The sequence below is a fragment of the Nostoc sp. DSM 114159 genome (genome assembly GCF_053470285.1).
Window position 1 is genome coordinate 3,855,454 of sequence record NZ_JBPFEH010000001.1, and the last position, 23,473, is coordinate 3,878,926.

The 23,473-nt window shown below is 43.1% G+C and carries 21 protein-coding genes; 6 read left to right on the plus strand and 15 right to left on the minus strand.

The window, feature by feature from the left end; all coding sequences use genetic code 11:
- Window positions 1–7: 7 nt before the first annotated feature.
- The 3 genes from ACR5KR_RS15995 to clpS all read right to left on the minus strand — a co-directional run bounded on the left by ACR5KR_RS15995 (window position 8) and on the right by clpS (window position 1,731).
- The gene (locus ACR5KR_RS15995) at window positions 8–547 is read right to left on the minus strand and encodes a hypothetical protein (RefSeq protein ID WP_448267176.1); all 540 of its coding nucleotides are present in this window, start codon (window positions 545–547) and stop codon (window positions 8–10) included.
- Complete coding sequence (locus ACR5KR_RS16000) at window positions 544–1,377, minus strand: CPBP family intramembrane glutamic endopeptidase (protein ID WP_448267177.1); 834 nt, start codon at window positions 1,375–1,377, stop codon at window positions 544–546. Before ACR5KR_RS16000 ends, ACR5KR_RS15995 begins: the two co-directional genes overlap by 4 nt.
- A gap of 72 nt (window positions 1,378–1,449) precedes the next feature.
- Window positions 1,450–1,731, minus strand: a complete 282-nt coding sequence (gene clpS / locus ACR5KR_RS16005; RefSeq protein WP_012410249.1) for an ATP-dependent Clp protease adapter ClpS — start codon at window positions 1,729–1,731, stop codon at window positions 1,450–1,452.
- 295 nt (window positions 1,732–2,026) lie between these two features.
- Between clpS and ACR5KR_RS16010 the strand changes: the two genes are divergently transcribed.
- The gene (locus ACR5KR_RS16010; protein WP_322683624.1) at window positions 2,027–2,392 is read left to right on the plus strand and encodes a hypothetical protein; all 366 of its coding nucleotides are present in this window, start codon (window positions 2,027–2,029) and stop codon (window positions 2,390–2,392) included.
- Between the two features lie 150 nt (window positions 2,393–2,542).
- On the opposite strand, the gene ACR5KR_RS16015 is transcribed toward ACR5KR_RS16010, so the two are convergent.
- Both ACR5KR_RS16015 and ACR5KR_RS16020 read right to left on the minus strand, forming a co-directional pair.
- On the minus strand, window positions 2,543–2,839 hold the full coding sequence (locus tag ACR5KR_RS16015) for a hypothetical protein (RefSeq protein ID WP_448267178.1): 297 nt from the start codon (window positions 2,837–2,839) through the stop codon (window positions 2,543–2,545).
- Window positions 2,840–3,097: 258 nt separating this feature from the next.
- Window positions 3,098–3,298, minus strand: a complete 201-nt coding sequence (locus tag ACR5KR_RS16020) for a hypothetical protein (protein ID WP_292724859.1) — start codon at window positions 3,296–3,298, stop codon at window positions 3,098–3,100.
- A 470-nt stretch (window positions 3,299–3,768) separates the two neighbouring features.
- Between ACR5KR_RS16020 and ACR5KR_RS16025 the strand changes: the two genes are divergently transcribed.
- From ACR5KR_RS16025 to ACR5KR_RS16040, 4 genes are all read left to right on the plus strand, one after another.
- Window positions 3,769–4,098, plus strand: a complete 330-nt coding sequence (locus tag ACR5KR_RS16025) for an STAS domain-containing protein (protein WP_289795322.1) — start codon at window positions 3,769–3,771, stop codon at window positions 4,096–4,098.
- Window positions 4,099–4,249: 151 nt separating this feature from the next.
- Window positions 4,250–6,976: a TIGR03960 family B12-binding radical SAM protein gene (locus ACR5KR_RS16030; protein ID WP_448267179.1), complete on the plus strand. Its 2,727-nt coding sequence runs from the start codon at window positions 4,250–4,252 to the stop codon at window positions 6,974–6,976.
- A gap of 934 nt (window positions 6,977–7,910) precedes the next feature.
- On the plus strand, window positions 7,911–10,055 hold the full coding sequence (locus ACR5KR_RS16035; RefSeq protein WP_448267180.1) for an Rne/Rng family ribonuclease: 2,145 nt from the start codon (window positions 7,911–7,913) through the stop codon (window positions 10,053–10,055).
- Window positions 10,056–10,078: 23 nt separating this feature from the next.
- Window positions 10,079–10,735: a ribonuclease HII gene (locus tag ACR5KR_RS16040; protein WP_445631493.1), complete on the plus strand. Its 657-nt coding sequence runs from the start codon at window positions 10,079–10,081 to the stop codon at window positions 10,733–10,735.
- A 167-nt stretch (window positions 10,736–10,902) separates the two neighbouring features.
- Here ACR5KR_RS16040 and ACR5KR_RS16045 read toward each other — a convergent pair whose 3' ends face one another.
- On the minus strand, window positions 10,903–11,490 hold the full coding sequence (locus ACR5KR_RS16045) for a DUF1997 domain-containing protein (RefSeq protein ID WP_445631492.1): 588 nt from the start codon (window positions 11,488–11,490) through the stop codon (window positions 10,903–10,905).
- Window positions 11,491–11,952: 462 nt separating this feature from the next.
- On the opposite strand from ACR5KR_RS16045, the gene pheA reads away from it, so the two are divergent.
- Window positions 11,953–12,828, plus strand: coding sequence for a prephenate dehydratase (gene pheA, locus ACR5KR_RS16050; protein ID WP_445631491.1), 876 nt, complete (start codon window positions 11,953–11,955; stop codon window positions 12,826–12,828).
- Window positions 12,829–12,975: 147 nt separating this feature from the next.
- Here the strand turns inward: pheA and ACR5KR_RS16055 are convergent, their stop codons facing one another.
- The 9 genes from ACR5KR_RS16055 to ACR5KR_RS16095 all read right to left on the minus strand — a co-directional run bounded on the left by ACR5KR_RS16055 (window position 12,976) and on the right by ACR5KR_RS16095 (window position 22,694).
- Window positions 12,976–13,623 carry an LON peptidase substrate-binding domain-containing protein gene (locus tag ACR5KR_RS16055; RefSeq protein ID WP_094349488.1) on the minus strand — a complete coding sequence of 216 codons (648 nt, stop codon included), beginning with the start codon at window positions 13,621–13,623 and terminating at the stop codon, window positions 12,976–12,978.
- A 212-nt stretch (window positions 13,624–13,835) separates the two neighbouring features.
- On the minus strand, window positions 13,836–14,153 hold the full coding sequence (gene rpsJ / locus ACR5KR_RS16060) for a 30S ribosomal protein S10 (protein ID WP_445631490.1): 318 nt from the start codon (window positions 14,151–14,153) through the stop codon (window positions 13,836–13,838).
- 183 nt (window positions 14,154–14,336) lie between these two features.
- Complete coding sequence (tuf, locus tag ACR5KR_RS16065; RefSeq protein ID WP_445631489.1) at window positions 14,337–15,566, minus strand: elongation factor Tu; 1,230 nt, start codon at window positions 15,564–15,566, stop codon at window positions 14,337–14,339.
- A 23-nt stretch (window positions 15,567–15,589) separates the two neighbouring features.
- Complete coding sequence (fusA, locus tag ACR5KR_RS16070) at window positions 15,590–17,668, minus strand: elongation factor G (RefSeq protein ID WP_445631488.1); 2,079 nt, start codon at window positions 17,666–17,668, stop codon at window positions 15,590–15,592.
- A gap of 137 nt (window positions 17,669–17,805) precedes the next feature.
- Window positions 17,806–18,276: a 30S ribosomal protein S7 gene (gene rpsG, locus ACR5KR_RS16075; protein WP_069070112.1), complete on the minus strand. Its 471-nt coding sequence runs from the start codon at window positions 18,274–18,276 to the stop codon at window positions 17,806–17,808.
- A gap of 580 nt (window positions 18,277–18,856) precedes the next feature.
- Window positions 18,857–19,240, minus strand: a complete 384-nt coding sequence (gene rpsL / locus ACR5KR_RS16080) for a 30S ribosomal protein S12 (RefSeq protein ID WP_012410236.1) — start codon at window positions 19,238–19,240, stop codon at window positions 18,857–18,859.
- 123 nt (window positions 19,241–19,363) lie between these two features.
- Window positions 19,364–19,687 carry a HesB/IscA family protein gene (locus tag ACR5KR_RS16085; RefSeq protein WP_445631487.1) on the minus strand — a complete coding sequence of 108 codons (324 nt, stop codon included), beginning with the start codon at window positions 19,685–19,687 and terminating at the stop codon, window positions 19,364–19,366.
- Window positions 19,688–19,944: 257 nt separating this feature from the next.
- Window positions 19,945–20,364, minus strand: coding sequence for a cupin domain-containing protein (locus ACR5KR_RS16090; RefSeq protein WP_104907515.1), 420 nt, complete (start codon window positions 20,362–20,364; stop codon window positions 19,945–19,947).
- Between the two features lie 254 nt (window positions 20,365–20,618).
- The gene (locus ACR5KR_RS16095; RefSeq protein WP_448267181.1) at window positions 20,619–22,694 is read right to left on the minus strand and encodes a phosphodiester glycosidase family protein; all 2,076 of its coding nucleotides are present in this window, start codon (window positions 22,692–22,694) and stop codon (window positions 20,619–20,621) included.
- Window positions 22,695–23,473 lie beyond the last annotated feature (779 nt).

Here is a 23,473-nt window from a genome sequence, read left to right on the forward strand (position 1 = left end):
CCTCGCGTTAATATACTTTCGTTGTCTTATTGGGGCATTTTACTATGCCGTTAATGTATTTTGGGCGAGAGGGTGGGGCAAAACTTTCAACGCTTTTACAAACAATACTTAGCGTTTTCAGTTGTTTATCTCCAGTAATGGGAACAGCAAAGACTGCTCCAACATACGACTTAAGCTCAAAGCCCCACTTTCCATTACAATAGTCTTGAACGGCATAGCTATAAACAGCATCAGTAGTTGTCTTAGAGATAACGTCAGCATTTATCTCAGTATAGTAACCATAACAAATTTCTCTTCCGAAAATTGGTGGAAAGTAACCATATTTAGTTCCTGGTTCATCAGGAGGTTTAAAAAAGGTTTTGTGTTTGGAGAAGTAACTCTGTTGCTCCTGAATCTTATATATAATATGCTTTTCTGCTTCTTTCTCAAGTTTTGATATCTTTTCATCCATTGCCTTATTTTCGTCTTTATTATTACACCCAGTAAAAAGGAAGCTTAGTGGAATAATTAGTACTAAAGCTGATACGATTAATATTTTTATTTTCATATATGACGCGATCGCTCAGTTCGCCCCCGTATCCCCAAAGCTAGTACACTCATTAACAACACCCCCATCACTCCTTGTAGGGGATTATTATTCACACCAGTTACCCAATCAGGAACTTCACCAGAATATTTCACTAATTTACCTACATTAATAATGTAGTAACCCCAAACTAAACCACCATGTAAACCAATTGGAAAACCCAAGCGTCCCCTCCGCCAACGCTTTCCCCATACTTGCGTTAATCCCAGCAGTACTAAAGCTGGAAATTGCGGCAGTGTATGAATAATTGCCTCCAAAGGTTTAATAAAGTGCAATGTAGCAAACGCAGTTGCATCTGTCCACAGTGCCACACGCAGACTGTAATCTCGTTGTAATTCATCTAGCAACCAGCCTCGGAATAACAACTCCTCAGCAAATCCAACACCTAAGCCAACAAGTAAACCCTCTAAAACAACTTTCAGCAAAAAAACTTTCGGTTGTTGCCACACCAACCAACCCAACAAACCTTCTACCCCAAAAAGTATCAAAATATTAATTATCCCCAGAGCCAAGCCACGCATTAAATCCACACCGTTTTGCCGCGTGAATTCTAAGCCATAATGCCGCAGAATTTGGGGCTGCTGGTAGACATATTTACCCGATAATCTCAGGAGGAGAATAAATACTGCATATAATATCACTAATGTCAATATACTTTCTAAGTTTGAATCATCCACTAGTAAGTATATTGGTGTAGCCAATGGCAACCATAGCAACAATAAAGTCAAAATAAAAGCACCCAGCCTAATAGGGGCAGGGCGTTCAGCTAAACGGACAAGGTTTTTTTTCATACTAATATCAGTCACCAGCCAACACTCTATATTTTGACTAATGACCAATGACAAATGACAAATGACCAATGACTATTCATCAGGTTCAATCGTGCTACTTAAACCGTGACTTATCAATGTTTCGCAATAAAACTCAGCGTGTTCCAAGGCGCAAGTAATGACTAAAGCTAGCCCGTTAGTATGGGCTTCCATCATGATGCTCACAGCTTGGGGTTGGGTAAGGCTAGGTACAGTGGCTATTAGCGACTGTACAACATGCTCCATAGAGTTGTAGTCGTCGTTATGGAGCAAAACGCGATACCGAGGCGCGAGCTTGCGGGTTGTGGAAGGCTTTTGAATAGTTTCAACTGACACGGCTCTTTGCTCTTTTCTCGTTACTTCACTACAACAAAGTCTCTGTTTTGCGATCGCTCAACAGTTGTTTTCCTATTCTATAGTATTTCTGCTCAGATACTATGCTAGGAAAACCCTTTGCTGCCAGGGATTGGTTGTATTAGTTTTGCGTAGCCACTTGCTAAGGCACACGTCTAAGACATGGCTGCCGTAAGAGTGCTACCCTAATCTTACAGAAGCTTTTCTTAAACGTAGCGCATTTTCACTTTTAAGATTAAGAAAGTTGCAAGCAAAACAATCCTTGCCCCTGCCCAAGATGGACATGAGCCTAGATTTTCTTCAAACGGGACAAATTGTATCTCTAGAGTATGGCGACAGGAACCTGTATGCAGAAGTCATTCAATTTGTAGTTTCCCGCCAGTTGTGCTGGGTGCGTCCTTTATTAATGGTTACTTTCATAGAAGAATCACCCCTAATTACCGATTTGCGAGACGCATCTGACTTACTTTGGCCTGCCAATTTATTTCGCCCAGCATTAGACACAGAAGTAATTACCTTCTTGAGCCAACTTTTAGCGAAAGAACCAAAAACTGAACCTGATTCAGCCGCCAAGCAGCAACTTAATCAGTTTATTCACCAACTTTGGCAAGCATATCAAGAGGGATTGGTGATTGGGGATTAGGATGGGGCATGGGGCGTGGGGCACTTGTACTGAGCGGAGCCGAAGTATTGGGCATTGGGAATAGACAATATAGAGACTTCTTGAATAATTCTTCCTTGTCTTCCTTGTCCCCTTGTCCCCTTGTCCCCTTGTCTTCCCAGCCCCCAGTCTCTAATTCTCAACATCTTCCTCACTGTAGCGAATACCAGCATTTTTCATGCGTTGAAGACTGTGAAATTTGATCGCTACATCCTTCGCACCAGAAATTATTTCGTCCTTGTCGTAAGGTGGATAATTGTGGTTAGCATCGTCGTCAATCGCTTCATGCATCACCTGAAGGATATGACTAGAAGTCAGTTTATCTGGCTCGCCAGTAGCCATATTGATGATATCAACTCCCTTAGCAACGACTTCATTCCACTTGTAGACAAATTCAGCAAACAGATTGGGAGGAATTTTTTTAGGCATTTAGCGAACTGTATGGCGATTTTCGATAGAATGCACAATGTAGAGGTTTTTTAGTACAGTTTACGCCACTTTAAGTATTTAAATAATCAACCTCATCGAAAAATACTAGCTAATCATATCGCCCTTTTATCCCCCTTGCTAGATTTAATTACGAATTACGTTAGTGAGTCCGCGTCTTCTTACAGAGAAGCAAGCTACACAGAAGTTCTGTCTGCGACACCCTGCACGAACGTAGAAAGAGCGTCATTATGAATTATTTTAAAATCCCAGACTAGGAACCAACTGGATTCGCCCAGCATCCATCTCTGCCATTAATAATTCTAAGGCTTCGTAATCAACATCAGAAATGTACCCTAATTCCGTCAGTTCTGAGTTGATTTCATTCTCTATCTCAGGAGTTAGTTTTTTAATGTCAAGAGCTTTTTCTACCAATTTACGAATAGCGTACTGAGTTTTCATAAGTAATAACCCAACTGTAATATGACACTAATAATCCCAGATTGGCCTCAGTATAAAGAGCGATCAAATACTAACTTAGTAGTGATATATATCACAATTTAATTAGTTAGAGAGATAATTCACTATGACTTTGCTGTATGCCATCAGCAACGCTAAAGTGTAAGATTTAACCTACTGTTAAGACTTGGCTAAATTAGCTTTAGTTATAGACTAAGCAAGCTTTCTCAGCATAGTTACTGATAGATTGTCTGCTTTATGGCCGTCTATAGTTGATTGTTTTTGAAGTGACATAAAAAAAAAGTATATATAAACACATTTTAACCTGGAATTATAACAATCTTTAAACAGACATCCTAAAGCAATAAAGATTCAGCAAAGAGAGCTAAGACGTATGGTCGATGCAACAAAATAGAGTTTATGTTCAAATAATCCTTAGCTTGACGCTTCAAAATTCTTAATAGGATGTAACTATGCAGGCAGTGCTTAACTATCCCAAGATTGCAGTTATTCGCCCCCAAGGGTGTTTAAATGCTGCAAACGCCTTGGAATTTGAACGAGATATGGCTACAGCGTTGGCGCAAAATGGTATTTCCACCTTGGTAGTAGACCTCGCAGCAGTAGAATCCTTAGACAGCGCGGGGTTGATGGCATTGTTATCTACACACAAGCTGGCTCTTACTTTAGGAAGAAGTTGTCAACTTAGCGCTGTTGCCCCACAAATTAGAATGATTTTTGAACTGACGCAACTCGATAGGGTATTTGAAATATTAGACGCTGAAGCCAAATTGACCCAAATATAACTTTATGTAAAAGACAAAGGTTCGAGCAATAATTAAGTGGACTTTATGTAAAGGAGTTGTAAGTTGCAACGATAAAATCTGTTAGAAGACCTAATTCAATGCTAATGTTGGGTTTAGGTAGCTGTAATTAAGGTAGCTAGAAGATAGCACAGTGGTTGTTGCAGTTGAAAAATTAATAACGTCGGATATTTTAAAACCAGCACGTTACTTAGGTAACGAGCTGTTAGCGGTACACAAAGATTGGGATACGACAGCAATACGTTGGGTTTTAACCTACCCAGAAGTATATGAAGTCGGTGCATCTAATTTAGGGCACATCATCCTTTATAACATCTTGAATGCCCAACCGCGTCAATTGTGCGATCGCGCCTACCTCCCAGGAAAAGACCTGGCAGCCAAACTACGCGAAACTAATACGCCATTGTTTGCGGTAGAGTCAAAGCGATCGCTGACAGAATTCGACATTTTAGGCTTTAGCCTCAGTTACGAGCTGGGTGCAACTAATATCCTCGAAATGTTGGATTTGGCTGGAATTCCCTTGACATGGCAAGAAAGGCAGGGAAGCAGAGGAGCAGAGGGGCAGGGAGTCAGGGAATCTATCGATACCCAGTCATACTTTCCGTTGATTTTTGCTGGTGGGCAAACAGCGACATCAAATCCTGAGCCTTATGCTGACTTCTTCGACTTTATCGCCCTTGGAGATGGAGAAGAACTGCTGCCAGAAATTGGTTTGGTGTTAGAAGAAGGCAAACAAGCAGGATTAAGTCGGGAACAGCTGTTACTGGATTTGGCACAGATACCAGGTGTATATGTGCCTCAGTTTTACGATATGGCAGAGGATGGCTCAGTTCACCCTCTTCGTCCAGATGTGCCGAAGCGAATTCTGCGACGGGTTGCAACTCCCATACCAGCATATTCCATTGGGTTAGTTCCTTATGTAGAAACGGTGCATGACCGTTTGACCATTGAGATTCGGCGTGGTTGCACTCGTGGCTGTCGCTTCTGTCAACCAGGAATGCTGACTCGACCAGCACGGGATGTAGAACCCGATAAGGTTGTAGAAGCAATTGAACAGGGTATGCGGGCAACTGGTTACAATGAGTTTTCCCTCCTATCTTTGAGTTGTTCTGATTATTTGTCCCTACCAGCAGTGGGGATGGAAATCAAAAATCGCTTAAAAAATGAAAATATTTCTCTGACTCTACCAAGCCAACGGGTAGACAGATTTGATGAGAATATTGCCAATATCCTGGGAGGTACGCGCCAAGGTGGACTGACTTTTGCTCCAGAAGCTGGTACTCAGCGGATGCGAGACATTGTGAATAAGGGGTTGACGAATGAAGAATTGTTGCGGGGAGTAAAAACCGCTTGGGAGCAAGGGTGGGATAAAATCAAGTTGTATTTTATGATTGGCTTGCCAGGTGAAACCGATGCTGACGTTGTGGGCATTGCGGAAACGGTAAGCTGGCTACAGCGAGAATGTCGGGGTAAGGGCAGAAAACCCCTGAACTTTAACCTGACAATTTCTAACTTTACGCCCAAGCCCCATACACCATTCCAGTGGCACTCAGTTTCTACCGCTGAATTTAAGCGAAAACAAAACCTGTTGCGGCAAGAATTCCGCCGAATCAAGGCAGTGAAGGTAAATTTTACCGATGTCCGCATTTCGGCAATGGAAGATTTTGTGGGACGAGGCGATCGCAACTTGAGCAAAGTAGTCCGCCTGGCGTGGGAATTGGGTGCAGGTATGGATTCCTGGTATGAAAATTTAGATCGAGCTTTTAGCGCTTGGGGATCTGCGATCGCCCAAGCTGATTTAGATTGGAAATACCGCCAAGTAGAAAATGGCGAATGGAATTTGTTTCACGCAGAGGCGCCCAGGAGCACAGAAGATGAAGAAAATACCCAACTCCTAACTCCTAACTCCTCACTCTCTAGTACAGACGCCATTAATTGCGTCTCTTCCCACTCCCTCGATATTCCCCTACCTTGGGATCATATTGATACCGGGATTGACAAAAAGTGGCTCCAAGAAGACTTGCAACGCGCTCTAGAAGCTGCAATTGTACCAGACTGCTCTTTTGAAGGTTGTTCTCATTGTGGCGTCTGTGGCACTGATTTTGGGCACAACGTGGTGATTAAATCACCTGTTATCCCAAAATTTGCTGGCGAATTTGTCCCCAACACAACTAAGGCGCAAAGACTGCGAGTTTGGTTTGGGAAACAAGGTAATATGGCTTTAATGAGCCATCTTGATTTAATCCGTCTGTTTGACCGAATTGTGCGGCGATCCGGCTTACCAATTGCTTTTACTGGTGGGTTTCATCCAATGCCACGGATTTCTCTAGCAACTGCTTTGGCTCTAGGGGCTACTAGCAGCGGTGAAATTGCAGATTTTGAGTTAACTGTGCCAGTGGAAGTTGATACTTTCTTCAGAAAGTTGGCTCATGAAATGCCCACAGACATACCTATATATAATGTGGAGCAGATAGATTTAAAAGCTAGTGCCGCTACCCAACTGCTAGAGTCCGCAGAGTATTTAATTACTGTAACAGCACTAGCAGAAACAACACCCATACAATGGCAAACCTGGATTGATACAATCAAAGCAAAAGAGGAACTTTGGTACGAGCAAACAACTAAATCAGGCAAGAGCCAGTTAATAAATCTGCGCGATCGCTTATTTGAACTGGAATTAGTAGAAACCCACAATAGCATTGCAGAATCTATGTCATCTGTAATCCGTTATTTAGGTAGCTATCGCCAGGACGGTTTGCTGTTGCGTCCCGAACAAATCCTGTTTATGCTAGAGACAGTGGCTGGTGTAGAATTTCAACTCCTGCACATCCACCGCAATCGGCTAATTTTAGGGGTATAATCCCTGTAGGGCAACTCGCTAGTAGTTGTCCTAAAATGGCAGCTCACAGGAATTGATTTTTAGCAAGGTTGCGTTAGAATAGGGTGAAGAGAAATTTTCTGGCGCTGCATTGAATTAGCTGGTTCACTACCCTGGTATTCAGGGGGCGAAAGTAAAGATATTAGAGTGCAACTTCTAGGATTTTATCCTAGACAAACAAAAAGCAGATAAAAGAATGCACATCTATATAGCTACCTTGTGAATCAGTAACTAACAGCAGGCTCGGTTAGCTTCTCTAAATTCATGCTTTTTAAACAACTGCTGAATGTCTAATCCACGTAGTGCCCAAGAGCTAGTGCATTACTTTTTTAGAGTTAAAGCAACTGCTGTCGGTTCTGCTTACTTGTAGACGTTCGCGAGACGCGCAAAGCGGTGCTTGTCTTAGTTTAGAGCGGCTCAAGGCAGGGTAGCAACTGTGTCTGCTGAGTATAACCCTAAGATAAATCCAGGGAATGGAAAATAGAAATAGTTTCTTTTTCTTAACGAATTCAATAGGTTACTCTCAAAGAAAACATCCTGAGTTACAATGCTCACTCAGGATTTAGAACTTCAACTCAGAACTCTCAAGATTTGAGAGTATTGCATCACAAATCAACCACGAACGGTTGATTTAATAGCTTAAACGATATGCAGCAGTTCTGGAATAATCAGCCGTAAAAACGCTCTTAAGAGCGCCAATAGCTATTTAACTTAGAAGCTCAGATTTGCGATTTTTATTATCAGTAGCGCCTTTTGAGGGTTGCGAGGACAGCGAAAGTATAATATCAAACCGAGAAAACACTGGGAATTCAAACTGATGCAAAGACGCAATTAGTTTTGAATTATTAAGTAATTAACCGGACTTGATACAACAAACCTCAAACCTATAAGTGCTGCCAATTTTTGAGGAAATTGAATGCCGAAACAAATTATCATCGCGGAGCAGCACCAAATTGCTGCGGTTTTTTCTGAAGATCAAATACAGGAACTCGTTGTTGCTACGGGTCATCATCAAATAGGTGATATCTACTTAGGAGTAGTAGAAAACGTATTACCTGGGATAGATGCGGCTTTTGTGAATATTGGCGACCCAGAGCGCAACGGTTTTATTCATGTTACCGACTTGGGACCATTGAAGCTCAAGCGTACCGCAGCGGCAATTACAGAACTACTTGCACCACAACAGAAAGTTTTGGTGCAAGTAATGAAAGAGCCAACGGGGACAAAAGGTCCCAGGCTCACGGGGAATATTACTTTACCCGGACGCTACGTAGTACTGATGCCATACGGCAGAGGCGTAAATTTATCCCGACGGATTAAAAGTGAAAGTGAGCGCAACCGCTTGCGAGCGCTGGCGATTTTGGTCAAGCCGGCGGGAATGGGTTTGCTTGTGCGTACAGAAGCAGAAGGTAAACCCGAAGAAGCGATTATGGAAGATTTGGAGTTGCTGCAAAAGCAATGGGAGGCTATCCAGCAAGAAGCCCATTCTACCCGTGCGCCAGCACTGCTCAACCGAGACGATGACTTTATCCAGCGCGTATTGCGGGATATGTACGGCGCGGATGTCAATCGGATTGTGGTAGATTCCAGTACTGGTTTGAAGCGCGTCAAACAGTACTTGCAGAATTGGAGTGGCGGTCAAACACCGCAGGGATTGTTGATTGACCATCATCGCGATCGCTCCCCAATTTTAGAGTACTTCCGCATCACTGCTGCCATTAGAGAAGCCCTGAAACCAAGGGTAGACCTACCTTCTGGCGGTTACATTATCATCGAGCCGACGGAGGCATTAACCGTAATCGATGTTAACTCAGGTTCGTTTACGCGATCGGCAACAGCTAGAGAAACAGTTTTGTGGACAAACTGTGAAGCAGCAACAGAAATCGCTCGCCAGTTGCGTCTGCGAAATATCGCTGGGGTGATCGTCGTTGATTTTATCGATATGGAATCGCGACGCGACCAACTACAAGTTCTCGAACACTTTAATAAAGCACTCAAAGCAGACAAAGCTCGTCCCCAGATTGCCCAACTTACCGAACTGGGTTTAGTAGAACTGACCCGCAAACGTCAGGGCCAAAATATTTATGAATTGTTTGGTGAAACTTGCCCCACCTGTGGCGGTTTAGGACATACCGTGCGTCTGCCTGGAGAACTCGAAAACCGATTACCGATACCTACAGAGACACCAGAGCGCGAGCGTTTTGTATCCTTGCCTCACCGAGAACCACGTCAGCCATCTGCGCGTATCCCGGAACCACGAGAAACCTATGATGGATTTGGGGAAGGATTTGACGGCGACTCGGAATTGAGCAACCTAAATCTGATCAATCATCCTAGTTATCAGGAACTTAATGATAAGCGCCGTACCCGAACTCGCCGCAGTCGAATTGGTGTCAATGGGTTAAACGGGAAAGATGAAGCTCGGATTGTTCCCAATCCCCTGGCTTTTGTTAACGAGCCAGATTTAGACCTGGATGTAGAACCAGAACTAGGAGTTGCACCAGAAATTCCCTCGCCCACCCTTGGTAAACCAGGCTGGAGTGAAAGAGTAGAGCGCACTAAAATTATCAAGGCAGAACCAGTTAAGCCAGTGGTAGAACCACCGGAGATTAGAACTGTAGAAATGAGCCTCCAAGAACAGGATATATTTGCCTTGATGGGAATATCTCCCTTAGTGAAGTTAGAGCAAGAGGTTAAAAATACCAAGTCTGTGATTATTAATGTGATTCAGCCCGGTCAAAAACCAACGACCCCAATTGAATCAACCTCAGAATCAACTATTGTCCAAAAAGCAACACCTGAAATAATCACTATTGCCCAAAAGGCAACACCTGAAATAACTGCAAGCAAAATACCGACACCAAAAGTTATTGAGCCAGAACAAAAATCTTTGCTCGAAGAGACAACTGAACCACCATCGGAGTTAACTGTGAATCCTTCGGGACGCTTGTCTGCAAAAGCTGCTGCGGCCAAAGAAATCGCAGATGAAAGTGAAGCTAATAGTAGCGCCACAGCCAGCCGTCGCCGCCGCCGTCGTTCTTCAGCGATCGAGGATAATTAATTTAATTTTAATTAATTTAATTTATGGTAGAAACATCGCCAACGCCTTTGGAACAATCCACTTGGCTAGAATTTTCTACCTTGTCAGATATTCCAGGGTTGGTTGCAGGTGTGGATGAAGTAGGGCGAGGCGCTCTGTTTGGGCCTGTGGTGGCGGCAGCAGTAATCCTACCAGATCGCGCTTTGCCAATACTGATGGCAGCTAAAATTAAAGACAGTAAAAAGTTGTCTAGTTCTCGGAGAACTCAGCTAGCGCAGCAAATTTGTGCGCTGGCTATAGATTGGAAAATTGGGTTTGCTTCTACTGCCGAAATTGACAAGATAAATATTTTGCAAGCGACGTTGTTAGCAATGAAGCGGGCTGTGCTGAAGTTAAAGGTACAGCCTGCACTCTGCTTAATTGACGGCAATCAGTCAATCAAAGATTTGCTATTGCCGCAACAAACAATAGTTAAAGGGGACGAGCGATCGCTCGCTATTGCCTCTGCTAGTATTGTTGCTAAAATTTGGCGTGACGAATTAATAATGCGTCTAGCATTAAAATACCCTATGTACAACCTGGAGTGTAACAAGGGTTATGGTAGCCAGCGGCATTTGCTGGCTTTGCAACAATACGGGCCCTCACCCCTACATCGTCAGTCTTTTCGTCCTTGCCAAATCAAAAATCTGAGTGTTGAGTGATTGAAGAAGAATACAGAATACAGAATACAGAATAAATTAGTTTAGTAGGGGATAAGCTGTGGGAAGCAAGCTACAGACTTTCTACTAATTACAGAGTTCAATTCTGTAGCTTGCTACCCTGAAAGGGTATTCTGGCTCGTGACTCCTAAATTCTGTTTGTTAACAAATTACTCAGCATTCAGGATTGGTAATTCAGTACTATCACTGTCAAGTCCTCTATCTTTGGTTTGTGATATCACCCAGTAGCGATAATCCGTCAAAAGTTGATTCAATAACCTTTGCTTGACCGACAACAGCACGCTTTTGAGCAAACCATTACCAGTCGTTTCTAAAATCGGCTTAGGAGTAAAGGAAAATGGCGGTGGAAAATCCACCACTACTTCTAAATCAGCTTTTCCTTGCAGGCGTGTGCCAGTGCTAAACTCTTTGGGAGACAAATAGCCTTTTAAATTGAGAGCAAAGCGCTGGTTAATATACTCGAAACCTAAAATTTCACAGTTTAGCGATCGCAAATAAATTATTCCATTTGATTCTGCCCAGACTCTCATGTCTACAGTAGGTTGAATACTCAATGACATAAAAGTCAGCGGACGCATTTTCAAGCGAAATACTTCCTCAGAAAGCTGCTGAATCCGGCTATTGTCAACCAAAGCCTTAACCAGACGTTGAGGCTGACGCAAGTAGTGCTGAATGGGAATAGGCTGCTCTGGAACAGCGATTTCAACCGATTGGGAGGCAGTAAACCGGGTAGCCATGAGCTAATAAAAATATCTGTTTCTTAATTTTAATATTTTTTAACAACTTAGTTTTGATTATTAGAAAATTACAAAATTTATTGACTATAAAAACGACTGTTGCTTATCAGCTATACTCATTAGCACAAAGTTGTTACGCTCATTCTATCTTGGTTCAAGAAATATAGATTATGATTTAAATATTGACACAAAAACAATAATGTGCTCTTTATTTTGGGTAGAAACCAATATCATTGCTTTTAAATCTTTAGAGGGATTTAGTAAAAAACTACTAGGAAATCTATCTGCCAGAAGACTGATTTTCATAACTTGTTTTCTTGGATACATATTTCCTTCTATCCCTTTAGTGCGTAAATTTTAGAGATAACAGTGTTTAGTAAGAATAAATGTTGGATATATTTGCCAAACCAAAATATCATAATCTTTGTTTAGGCATTAAACTCGCAACTCAAGGCTAAAAGTATGACTTTATCGATCGCACATTTAGGGCCTCCCGGCACTTACACAGAACAAGCAGCTGTTTTTTATGTCAACTGGCTAACTAAAAGTACGGGAGTTGAAGCTAGGTTATGTCCCTATCCCACCATTTCCCAATCACTGCACGCCGTTGCTGATGGTCAAACCCACCTGGCTGTTGTGCCAGCAGAAAATTCTATTGAAGGGAGTGTTACAACAACACTGGATACACTTTGGCAGTTAGACAGTTTGCGAATTCAGTTGGCTTTGATATTACCCATTGTCCATACGTTAATTTCTTGCGCGTCTAGCTTAGATATAATTAAAACTGTTTACTCTCACCCGCAAGCTTTGGCACAATGTCAGGGATGGTTAGAGCGGTTTCTCCCGACTGTACAGATTATTCCCAGCAATTCTACAACCGAAGCACTACAGCGATTGGAGCAAGAGACAACAACAGCAGCGATCGCTTCTAGTAGAGCAGCTCAACTCTACAACCTGCCGATACTTGCTAGTGGTATCAACGACAATCCAGAAAACTTTACTCGTTTTTGGGTAGTAAGTCACGGTGAAGTGGAGGCTGGATATCAGGTAAGAAAAGCGCCTGCTAGTCACACATCACTGGCTTTTAGTATGCCTGCTAACACACCCGGAGCATTGGTCAAACCTTTGCAAATATTTGCTCAACTAGGGATTAACCTCAGCCGAATTGAATCTCGTCCGACGAAGCGATCGCTAGGCGAATACTTGTTTTTCATAGATTTAGAAGCAGATGCCAAAGAAGCACAAATGCAATCTGCTTTAGCAGAATTAACTACCCACACAGAGATTTTAAAAATTCTTGGCGCTTACAATGTTTTACCGATCGCCGCCATTACTTAAAAAGTTAGAAGTTCTTTTTTAAGAGTTATTATTTAGGATTTACCAGTTATCAGCTAGTAAATATAAATTATAAGTAGTCGAGCTTTTATTTTTGTTTTTCTTCCTAACTCCTCACTGTACAGACGCGATTAATCGCGTCTCTATTCCTCACTTTTCACTAAATGTATCTTTGAGAACAGCGCGAGCTGCCAAGTGATTCCGAGTAGAAGTTAAAATTTCTGCTTCCCGCTCTAGACGAGTTACAGTATCTTGCATTTCTAACAATAATTGCTGCTCTGCGGCGACACCATAAAGATTACTGGCTACCCAATAAGATAACTCTGTTGGTAGATCGGGCAAATCTTCCGGCAATTCAATATTTTGTTCGGTTAATTTGGCTGACAGACGCACCACATCTCGCAGTAGTTGTTCTACTTCAGTTGATAAAGGCCGCAAATCTTTAGTCGGTGGTTGGTCTTCAATCCATTCAACTAAGCCAACGCGATATGGCTTTTCACGAACATACTCTAAGACACGAAATCTTTGCTGCCCTAAAGTCATCATCTTGATCCGATCGTCTGGCAGCCTTTGGTGATGAATGATTTCGGCACAGCAGCCAGTGTTTGCAATTGTACCTTTGACTGGATCGAACATCAAAACACCGAACCTGCGATCGCTCTCCAAAATCGTGTTCATCATGATTCGGTAGCGAAATTCAAAGATGTGCAGGGGTAATGGTCTGGTAGGAAACAGAACTACTTCGGGTAACGGGAACAGAGGTAGTTCGCGAACTGCAATTTTAGAAGATGATGTCATTGTTACTTTGGTATAAACTTAATCTTTAAAATTTCTTTTTCTCTGCTTTTCCCGTACTTTATCTACATTCTATCATTTGTTTCCTAGCTAAATAAAAGCCCTGAGATATATTTCTTCAGGGCTGTGTAAATATTCATACTAATGTAATTTGTCTTTTGTCCTTTGTCCTTTGTCATTAGTAAAGGACAAATGACCAATGACTAATGACTAAATTAAAGTTTGACTTCAATATCTACACCCGATGGTAGATCCAATTTCATCAGGGCATCAATAGTCTTAGAAGAAGGCTGGTAAATGTCTATAATCCGGCGATGAGTACGGGTTTCAAAGTGCTCTCGTGAATCTTTATCTACGTGAGGCGATCGCAGCACACAATAGATCCGGCGTTTTGTTGGTAAAGGAATTGGGCCTATGGCTGTAGCGTTGGTGCGGTTAGCGGTGTCTACAATCTTCTCGCAAGATGTATCTAATAAGCCCCTGTCAAAGGCTTGTAAGCGAATTCTAATCTTCTGCTGCTGTAGAGTTGCCATCTTTAATTTTCCAGGTTCTGCGTAATTAGGGGAGTATTTACAGGTTAAAGGTTACAGGGTAAAGGTTACAGAAAACTATTACCTGTCCCCTGTAACCTATTACCTTATTTATAGAGGGAAGAGAAAGGAGCAGAGAGGCAAAATATATACCATCTCTGCTCCTTTGTTATGAGCAAAAAGGTGCTACTTGATAATTTTGGAGACGACACCTGCACCGATGGTGCGACCACCTTCGCGGATAGCGAAGCGCATTCCTTGTTCAATCGCGATCGCGTTGATCAATTCTACTGTCATTTTGATGCGATCGCCTGGCATCACCATTTCTACTTCTTTGCCTTCATCGGAGGTATAGGCTTTGATAGTACCAGTTACATCGGTTGTCCGCACGTAGAACTGGGGACGGTAGCCAGCGAAAAATGGAGTCTTACGACCACCTTCTTTTTCTGTAAGGACGTACACTTCACCTTCAAATTCATTATGAGGTTTAATTGAACCTGGTTTGGCAATTACCATACCCCGTTCAATATCAGTCTTCTGAATACCCCGGAGTAGTACGCCAGCGTTATCTCCAGCCATACCTTGCTCAAGACTCTTCTTGAACATTTCAATCCCAGTTACGGTAGTAGCGCGAGTATCTCTGATACCTACTAGTTCAACGTTATCGCCTACTTTGACTACACCGCGTTCAATCCGACCAGTGGCTACAGTACCACGACCTGTGATTGAGAACACGTCTTCTACAGCCATCAGGAAGGGTTTATCAACATCCCGCTCTGGTGTGGGGATGTAAGAATCTACAGCATCCATCAGTTCATAGATTTTGTCTACCCAAGGATTTTCACCGCGTTGGGTCTTGGGATTCTTGGTCATTGCTTCTAGAGCTTGCAGACCAGAGCCTTTGATAATAGGGATATCATCGCCAGGGAAATCATAGCTGCTTAACAGTTCTCTCAGTTCTAATTCCACTAGTTCCAAGAGTTCTGGATCGTCCATCAAGTCTTCTTTGTTCAAGAAGACTACCAGACTGGGAACGCCAACCTGTTTTGCCAACAGAATGTGTTCGCGGGTTTGAGGCATAGGACCATCGGTAGCAGCAACTACAAGGATACCTCCGTCCATCTGTGCAGCACCAGTGATCATGTTCTTCACATAGTCAGCGTGTCCTGGACAGTCTACGTGAGCATAGTGTCGATTTGCAGTTTCATACTCTACGTGAGCGGTATTGATGGTAATACCCCGTGCCTTTTCTTCTGGGGCATTATCAATTTGGTCGTAGCCTTTAGCTACAGCCTGACCCATAGCTGCTAAGGTCATGGTGATGGCTGCTGTCAAGGTAGTTTTACCGTGGTCAACGTGGCCAACTGTACCGATATTGATGTGGGGTTTATTCCTTTCAAACTTTGCGCGTGCCATGAATACTCATTTCCTTATTTTAACTAAGCGTTCCCTTTGCTTTTTGCAATGATAGTTTCAGCTACGCTGCGAGGCACTTCTTCGTAGTGGCTGAACTCCATCGTGAAGATACCCCGACCTTGCGTTTTTGACCGGATATCAGTGGCGTAGCCAAACATGGTCGCCAGCGGAACTTTGGATGCGACCTTAGCAAGTCCCTGTTCGGTGCTTTGGCTTTCAATCTGCCCTCGGCGAGCAATGAGGTCGCCAATGACGTTCCCGATATAGTCTTCAGGAACTTCAACCTCAACTTTCATCATAGGCTCTAAGAGGACGGGTGAAGCTTTCAGCACAGCTTCTTTCATCGCCATTGAACCAGCGATTTTAAAAGCCATTTCCGAAGAGTCTACATCGTGGTATGACCCATCAATTAGCGTTGCTTTAACGTCAATCAATGGATATCCAGCTAGAACACCTGATTCACAGCTTTCTTTCATTCCTTGTTCTGCGGGGCCAACGTACTCTTTCGGTACTGAACCGCCGACAATTTTGGAGACGAATTCAAAGCCAGTACCAGGGTCTCCAGGCTCCAAATTGATCACAACGTGACCGTATTGACCTTTACCACCACTTTGGCGGATAAATTTACCTTCAATTCTGCTCACAGCTTTCCGAATTGTTTCTCGGTAAGCTACTTGCGGTGCACCTACATTCGCTTCAACCTTGAATTCTCGTAACATCCGGTCTACTAGAATTTCTAGGTGTAGCTCTCCCATCCCCGCGATTACGGTTTGGTTTGTTTCCGGATCGACACGGACACGGAAGGTGGGGTCTTCTTCTGAGAGAGATTGCAGAGCCTTGGACAGCTTGTCCATGTCGTTTTTGGTTTTGGGTTCAACCGCTACCGAGATTACAGGCTCAGGAATGAATAGGGATTCCAGAATTACCGGCGCTCCCTCATCACAGAGCGTGTCACCTGTCAAGGTGTCTTTCAATCCCAAAGCTGCTCCCAAATCACCCGCTCGCAGTTCATCGACATCTTGCCGTTCATCTGCCTTCATTAGAACTAAGCGGGAAATCCGTTCTTTTTTATTCTTACTAGCGTTGAGAACGTAGCTGCCCTTTTTCAGGACACCAGAATAAACACGAACAAATGTCAGGCGACCATAAGGGTCAGCCATAATCTTGAATGCCAGAGCGGCTAGGGGTTCGTTGTCATCAGCCCGCCGCTCAACAGTATCGCCATTCGGCAGTAAGCCTTGAATTGGTGGTACTTCACTTGGTGCTGGCAGGTAATCGACAACGGCATCCAGCATCAACTGTACGCCTTTATTTTTGAATGCCGAGCCGCATAGTACTGGTACAATTGTCCCGGCGATTGTGCCTGTACGCAGAGCAGTCCGAAGTTCCTGTTCTGTAAGTTCTTCGCCCTCGAAGTACTTAGTCATCAGAGCATCATCAGTTTCTGCCGCAGCTTCTATTAGCTTGGTGCGATATTCGTCTACCTGCGCTTGCAACGCTTCCGGGATATCAGTTTCCTGGATATCAGTTCCTTGATCGTTTGCGTAAATATACGCACGCATCCGTACAAGGTCAACGATACCTTGGAAGTCATTTTCACTACCGATTGGTAGTTGAATGGCGATCGCATTTGCCCGCAGGCGATCGCGGATTTGGTCGTGAACTTTATAAAAGTTCGCTCCCGTGCGATCCATCTTGTTGATAAAGACTATCCGAGGAACTTTGTAGCGTTCTGCTTGCCGCCACACTGTCTCAGACTGCGGTTGCACGCCACCCACAGAACAAAATACTGCGATCACACCATCCAACACGCGCATGGAACGCTCAACTTCAATTGTGAAGTCTACGTGACCCGGAGTATCGATAATGTTAATTTGATGATCTTTCCAACTGGTACTGATCGCAGCGGCAGTAATGGTGATTCCCCGTTCCCGCTCCTGCTCCATCCAGTCTGTGACGGCAGTTCCTTCATGAACTTCGCCAATTTTATGAATTATCCCAGAGTAAAATAATATTCTCTCTGTTGTTGTTGTTTTGCCCGCATCTATATGCGCCGCAATACCAATGTTGCGTACTTTCTCTAGCGGGATCGTGCGTGCCACAGCTACCTCCTATAGTTTTTGCCTCATGATATCTTGTATATTACTCTTTGTTAAGATTCTATACTTTTACGGAAAACCGTCTTTTTGTGTAAATCTACGATATACCGCTTCGGCAAAGCGATATATCGCTTTTTTACTTAATAACGATAGTGTGCGAATGCTTTGTTAGCTTCCGCCATCCGGTGCGTTTCTTCGCGTTTGCGAATGGCATTGCCAGTTTCGTTGGCAGCATCCATTAACTCATTTGCCAATTTGCTGGCCATTGTCCGGCCTGGCCTGGAGCGAGAATATTGCACTAACCAACGCAGTGCTAAAGTAGTGCCCCGTTCTGTACGCACTTCCATTGGTACTTGGTAGGTTGCTCCACCAACTCGCCGAGCCTTTACTTCTACTAAAGGCGTGGCATTTCGCACTGCTCTTTCAAAGGTTTCTAAGGCACCAGCACCAGTGCGTTCTTCAATAGTTTTTAATGCATCATAAACAATGCGTGCGGCAAGTGATTTTTTGCCATGACGCATGATCCGTCTGATAATCATGCTCACAAGGCGACTGTTATATACGGAGTCAGACGGAACTGGGCGCCTTTGAATAACACCACGACGAGACATACTTCACCTTTAATTCGGAATTGGCAACGAAATTATATGCTATCAGACACCGGAAACTAAAAGCGGTACAACCCAACCCTCAGACTTCCTCAGTTTTTTCGACCGTTACAGCAAGTCTGACTTATTTACTGCCAATTTTGGATTTTGGATTTTGGATTTTGGATTAAAAGTTTTTGGTATCTATTCCGATCCCAAGGATCTGAAAAAATCAAAAGTCTGTAAGCCTAATTCCCTGCTGGGTTCGACCAATCCAAAAGACGCTCGATAACTCACTAATGCTACGCTATCGCAAATCTAAAATCAAAAATTGTTTGACTTACTATCTGCAACGAAATACTCAAGGCGACAAGATTATAAACTTTAATGTTCAGATGAGAAATTCGCTGTGGGTTACAGCATTTTCTTCCTCAGAACTTCTACACTTGCTCGCTTAGTGTAGATGTAGTTTGCTTGATTTTTGGAAACAGACTTTAGTAGCCTCGATCGCAACTCCTAGAACAAAGACGGCGCTCCTTCTTTTGCCCTTGGGCGCTTTTAAGATAGACGATTAATCGTCTTGGATGCGATTAATCGCCTAATCCTATTTTTTCGCTTCTTTAGGACGCTTGGTTCCATACTTGGAACGGCCTTGCTTGCGGTCTTTGACTCCGGCTGTATCTAGGGTGCCACGGATAATGTGGTATCTCACGCCTGGTAGATCCTTAACCCGACCGCCACGAATCATCACAACTGAGTGCTCTTGTAAGTTGTGACCAATGCCTGGAATGTAAGCTGTGACTTCAAATCCAGAGGTAAGTCTGACTCTTGCTACTTTGCGTAGGGCTGAGTTAGGCTTTTTTGGTGTGGTCGTGTATACTCTGGTACAAACTCCCCGACGTTGGGGACATTGTTTCAGAGCCGGGGACTTGGTTTTCTGACGCGCTTGTTCGCGCTCATTTCGTATTAGCTGCTGTATTGTTGGCATGAGTTACAGCGCGTAAAGCTGCTTATGGTCTAAGTTTTAACAAATCCTGATTATATCTTTTTTTACGGCTTTATGTCAATTGTTATTTGTCTTTTGTCATTTGTCCTTTGTGAGAACCAATGACTAATGACTAAAGGAGAAGGAATTGCCACAGCCACAGGTAGCGATCGCCTGGGGATTGTGGAAGCGAAAACCACCACCCATTAAGTCTTCTGAATAATCAACTCTCAAACCGTTGAGGTAATTTAAGCTTGTGGCATCGATGACGACTTGAATCTCATCCAAGTCGAAAACCCGATCGCCAACTTTTATTGTTTCATCGAAGGACATATCATAAAAGAATCCAGAACAACCACCTGGTTTTACTGCCAATCGAAACAAGACATTTGGCTGCTTGGACTTTATTCGCCCAATCTCACTTACGGCTGCTTGACTCAGATGAATCATGGAACTCGTTTTTTGCAGTTGAATACCCCATCTTCCATTTTACAGATAGGTTGACCCTTGCTTGTGCAAAAAAATTCCAAATCACCAAAGGCATGAGCGCGATCGCTATTACTACATTTATAACACTAACATGCTTCAGTCCCCACCTAGTCAAGGTAGGGACTTCTGGGGTGTAGTAGTTCGTTCACAAAGACGGTTTACACAAACAAAAATGTATTCAGCTTTGGGATTAGAGCATTAATAGCGTTCTTTTGGTTTTAATCTTTGGTACGGGCATAGTCATCTTGGTAGCGAATAATATCATCTTCTCCCAAGTATTCGCCATTTTGGACTTCAATCAATACCAACGGAATCACGCCAGGATTCTCTAAACGATGAGATGTACATTGGGGTACATATGTTGATTCATTATTGCTCAGTAGTACTTCTTTCTCACCACAAACTACTCTAGCTGTACCAGAGACGACAATCCAATGTTCGCTGCGGTGATGGTGCATTTGTAGACTGAGGCGGTGTCCAGGCTTAACTTCGATGCGCTTAATTTTGTATCCGCGCCCTTCTTCTAAAACTGTAAAAGCACCCCAAGGACGTAATTCTGTTGCAGCAACGCCCCTGGAAGTTATGTTTGGAGGGAGGTGTAGAGTTTCAGTCTGTGTAGTTTCTTGATATCGAGCCATAGTTACCTCATTTGAAGACATAACAAACCGTTGGTACTCTTAATTATTGATAAAAAAATTTGGCGCTATCTTGCAACCTTGGAAATCAGCAATTTTGTCGCACTTTGATAAACATAGCAAAATCAAACCTTATGGTGTAAACGATCACTACTAAAATTCTGATGTCTACACCAAGTCTTCATCAAGCAAAATGATAGGTTGTTCTAAACTTTAAAAAGTGACTGGGATTGAGGATTAAGTTTTTCCCTATTACCTCATTTTCGTGGTTGCAGGAAAATACCAATTCCGTTGTGAACACGAGCAGCGGTACTGGGCGATCGATCGAGTAGTTGCCCTCCTAAATAAAGGCTGGTAGAGCTACCGCCATCTAAATTTAAAGCATCTACACAGCCCATCTGTTGCATCAATTGAGCATGTTCTGCCAAATTAGGCCCATAACCGCCGACACGATTATGTGTGGCAGTAATCATTAATGTCCCTGTTGCCGTTGTGCAAATACCGCTGCGAATAGCCTTTTCGGCAATAAAGGCGTTGCTGAATTTTTCACCTTTGGCATCAAGGACAATTTGACGATTTTGGACTAATAGCGGTCCCGCTCCGATAATGTGGGGATAACGACTAAAATCAACTGGAGTAGTGGCGCTGGAAATACTTACTGCGCTTCCAATAGGTAGCCCAGAGGCAGCGCTAGCAGCGTTAGCGCGTAAAGTTAGTAGGTAGCCATCCTGGGGAATGGGAATCGGCGTCTCACCAACTTTGCCGCCTGGTAACTGATTAGTAATTTGGTTTTTTTGTACCACTAAGATAATTTCGTTATCCGTCAACGGCGTGTAAGTCGATCCCCAAGCTGGGGTGTAACGAGCAATGCCACTTTGAATGTAACCACTATTGAGAAACAGAATTGGTAGGCGCTGGTCATTTGCCGTAATTAAAGTTTCTTCCAAGGTGAGACGACCGAAGTAAAATTGACCTGAATCATTCCAAGCGATCGCACCTCGGTTAAGAATCGGGCCTGATAACCACTGATTATCTCGACGAATCGCACCCAATGGCAATCTGTTATTACGGTTAAAATAACCACCGTTAATTCCAGCCACTGCTAAGTAACGTTGTGCTGTTTGAATTAAGGGAGCAGTACCCGCAAGTCCATCAGGACTAGCCCACATCGGTTTCAATGTTAGCCCAAATTTGCGGGGATTAACTTCTAGCCAGACCACCGGAAAGCGTTCTGTGCCTAAGTTGACATAATGCTGTCGCCAGCGCAATCCTGGGGCCCAAGTAATATCTCGTTCTTCTAAAGGATCGGGTCGAATATCGATAATCAGGCGATTGGGGTTAGCAACAGTACTAACTTGAGGTGATAAACCAAAGGGAACGCTCAGACTAATAATGGTTTGGTTTTTCACCACCTCCACTTTTTGAATCAGTGGTTCAGGGGTTGGGGCTGGTGCTGCTGGTATTGGTTGTGTTGGTGTAACTGGTAATAATTGTTTGAGCAAGTTTGGCAACAATGGTGGTGCTATTGGTGCTACTGGTGGCTGGGGAGTATAGCGTTCTATCAAAATGGGATCGGCGATTCCATCAAGAGTAATTGTCCACTTCCGATTTGGCGGTACAGTGGATTTTGGGGTTGGCGTATCTGGATCGAAAGATGGTGTTTGCGGTTTGGCGATCGCCGATCCTTGTGCAAGTTGCCAGGGAGTGGGACGATCTAAATCGACACGAATCCGAGTCTGTTGCAAAGGGGCACTCGCTTCTAGAGGTTCCTGGCTCTGAACAATATTTGTGATTTGTGTTTTTGGGGTAGCAATCACCAAAATGTTGCCATTGGTTCGGATTTCCCATCCAGATGTTTGAGCAAAATTGCTAATATCCAGATAGCGATATGCTCCTAGTAGTCTGGTAGATAAAACCAGTGGCGTTGTCAGCGACGAAAACCACTGTATTGGTTGCTTCGCTGAATTACTACTGTTTAAGAAATTTACTCCAATTAATTGCTTAAATGCCCCATCACTAATATTGGTTGTCACCTGTCCAGATTTTCCAGGTCGCTGTAACCAAGTTCCTGGTAAAGTACGACAATTGAGGGAAATTTGATTACCAGAGGATGCCACACCTGGTAAAGGAGGTGCAGCTGACTGTGAGATTAACCTGGGTATAAATTTGGTGGTTTTCGGGGACTCCTGGGCGTTGGTAGCATAAGTAGTCGTTAAGCACAGTACTGTTAAAAGTATTGGTGACACAGTAGCCCGGAAAAATCTGCGATCGCCCTTGGCATTTGTAAAGCCGTCGCTAATCTCTGATTGGCAACAATTCAGCATTTTTACCATAATTTACTAGATATTTTTGAAAACTATCACCAAGGTTTAAACTAACCAATTATTTGGAAATATAAAGGAAACATGACTTTTTTTTGGAATAAATATGATAATCTATATATTGGCTAGTTATCTCTTGTAGATACACATTAATTTATTTAGACGCTAAAGCCACTGCAATCAAGTTTTTTAACTCCCACTAATTCTAACCACACTACATACGGTAGTTTTGGTTATCCAAATTGGATTAAGATATTTAATCCAAGATGAACGTTGCTACTGTTATTACTTCAGTAATGTCTAGTTAATAGTAATACATACAGCAACTGGTAAGCGGCAAAATTCTAGACAACAAAAATATTTGGGAATTGTCAAATGGGTATATATTGTAATACGCTGATTTTATTGCTGGATCGGGATAACCAAATAATTACTAATTCGTAATTAAAAGGGTACACCAGATCAGACTCAATTTTTAATTCAATGGTTAACAAGACAATGGAGGGTAGAACCCCTCACTGATTGCAACCACGAATTAAGGTAGCGTAGCGTAAAGCCTTTAGCATAGCTTCTTTAATAAACGCAACGCGACTGCTTAGAGTGAGTTCTTGATTGTCGCGATCGATTACAAATTATCTGGGCTTTGGCTTGAAAAAATAGTGCAGCGTTCAGTTTTAGTTTTGTTTCAGGTGAGCCGAAATAGGCTCCATGAGTAGCTAGTGTGCATCTGGAAAAAAGAGATTGAAAAAATACTTAACTTCAAAATATAAAAAAGAAACTGTCAGGGCAAA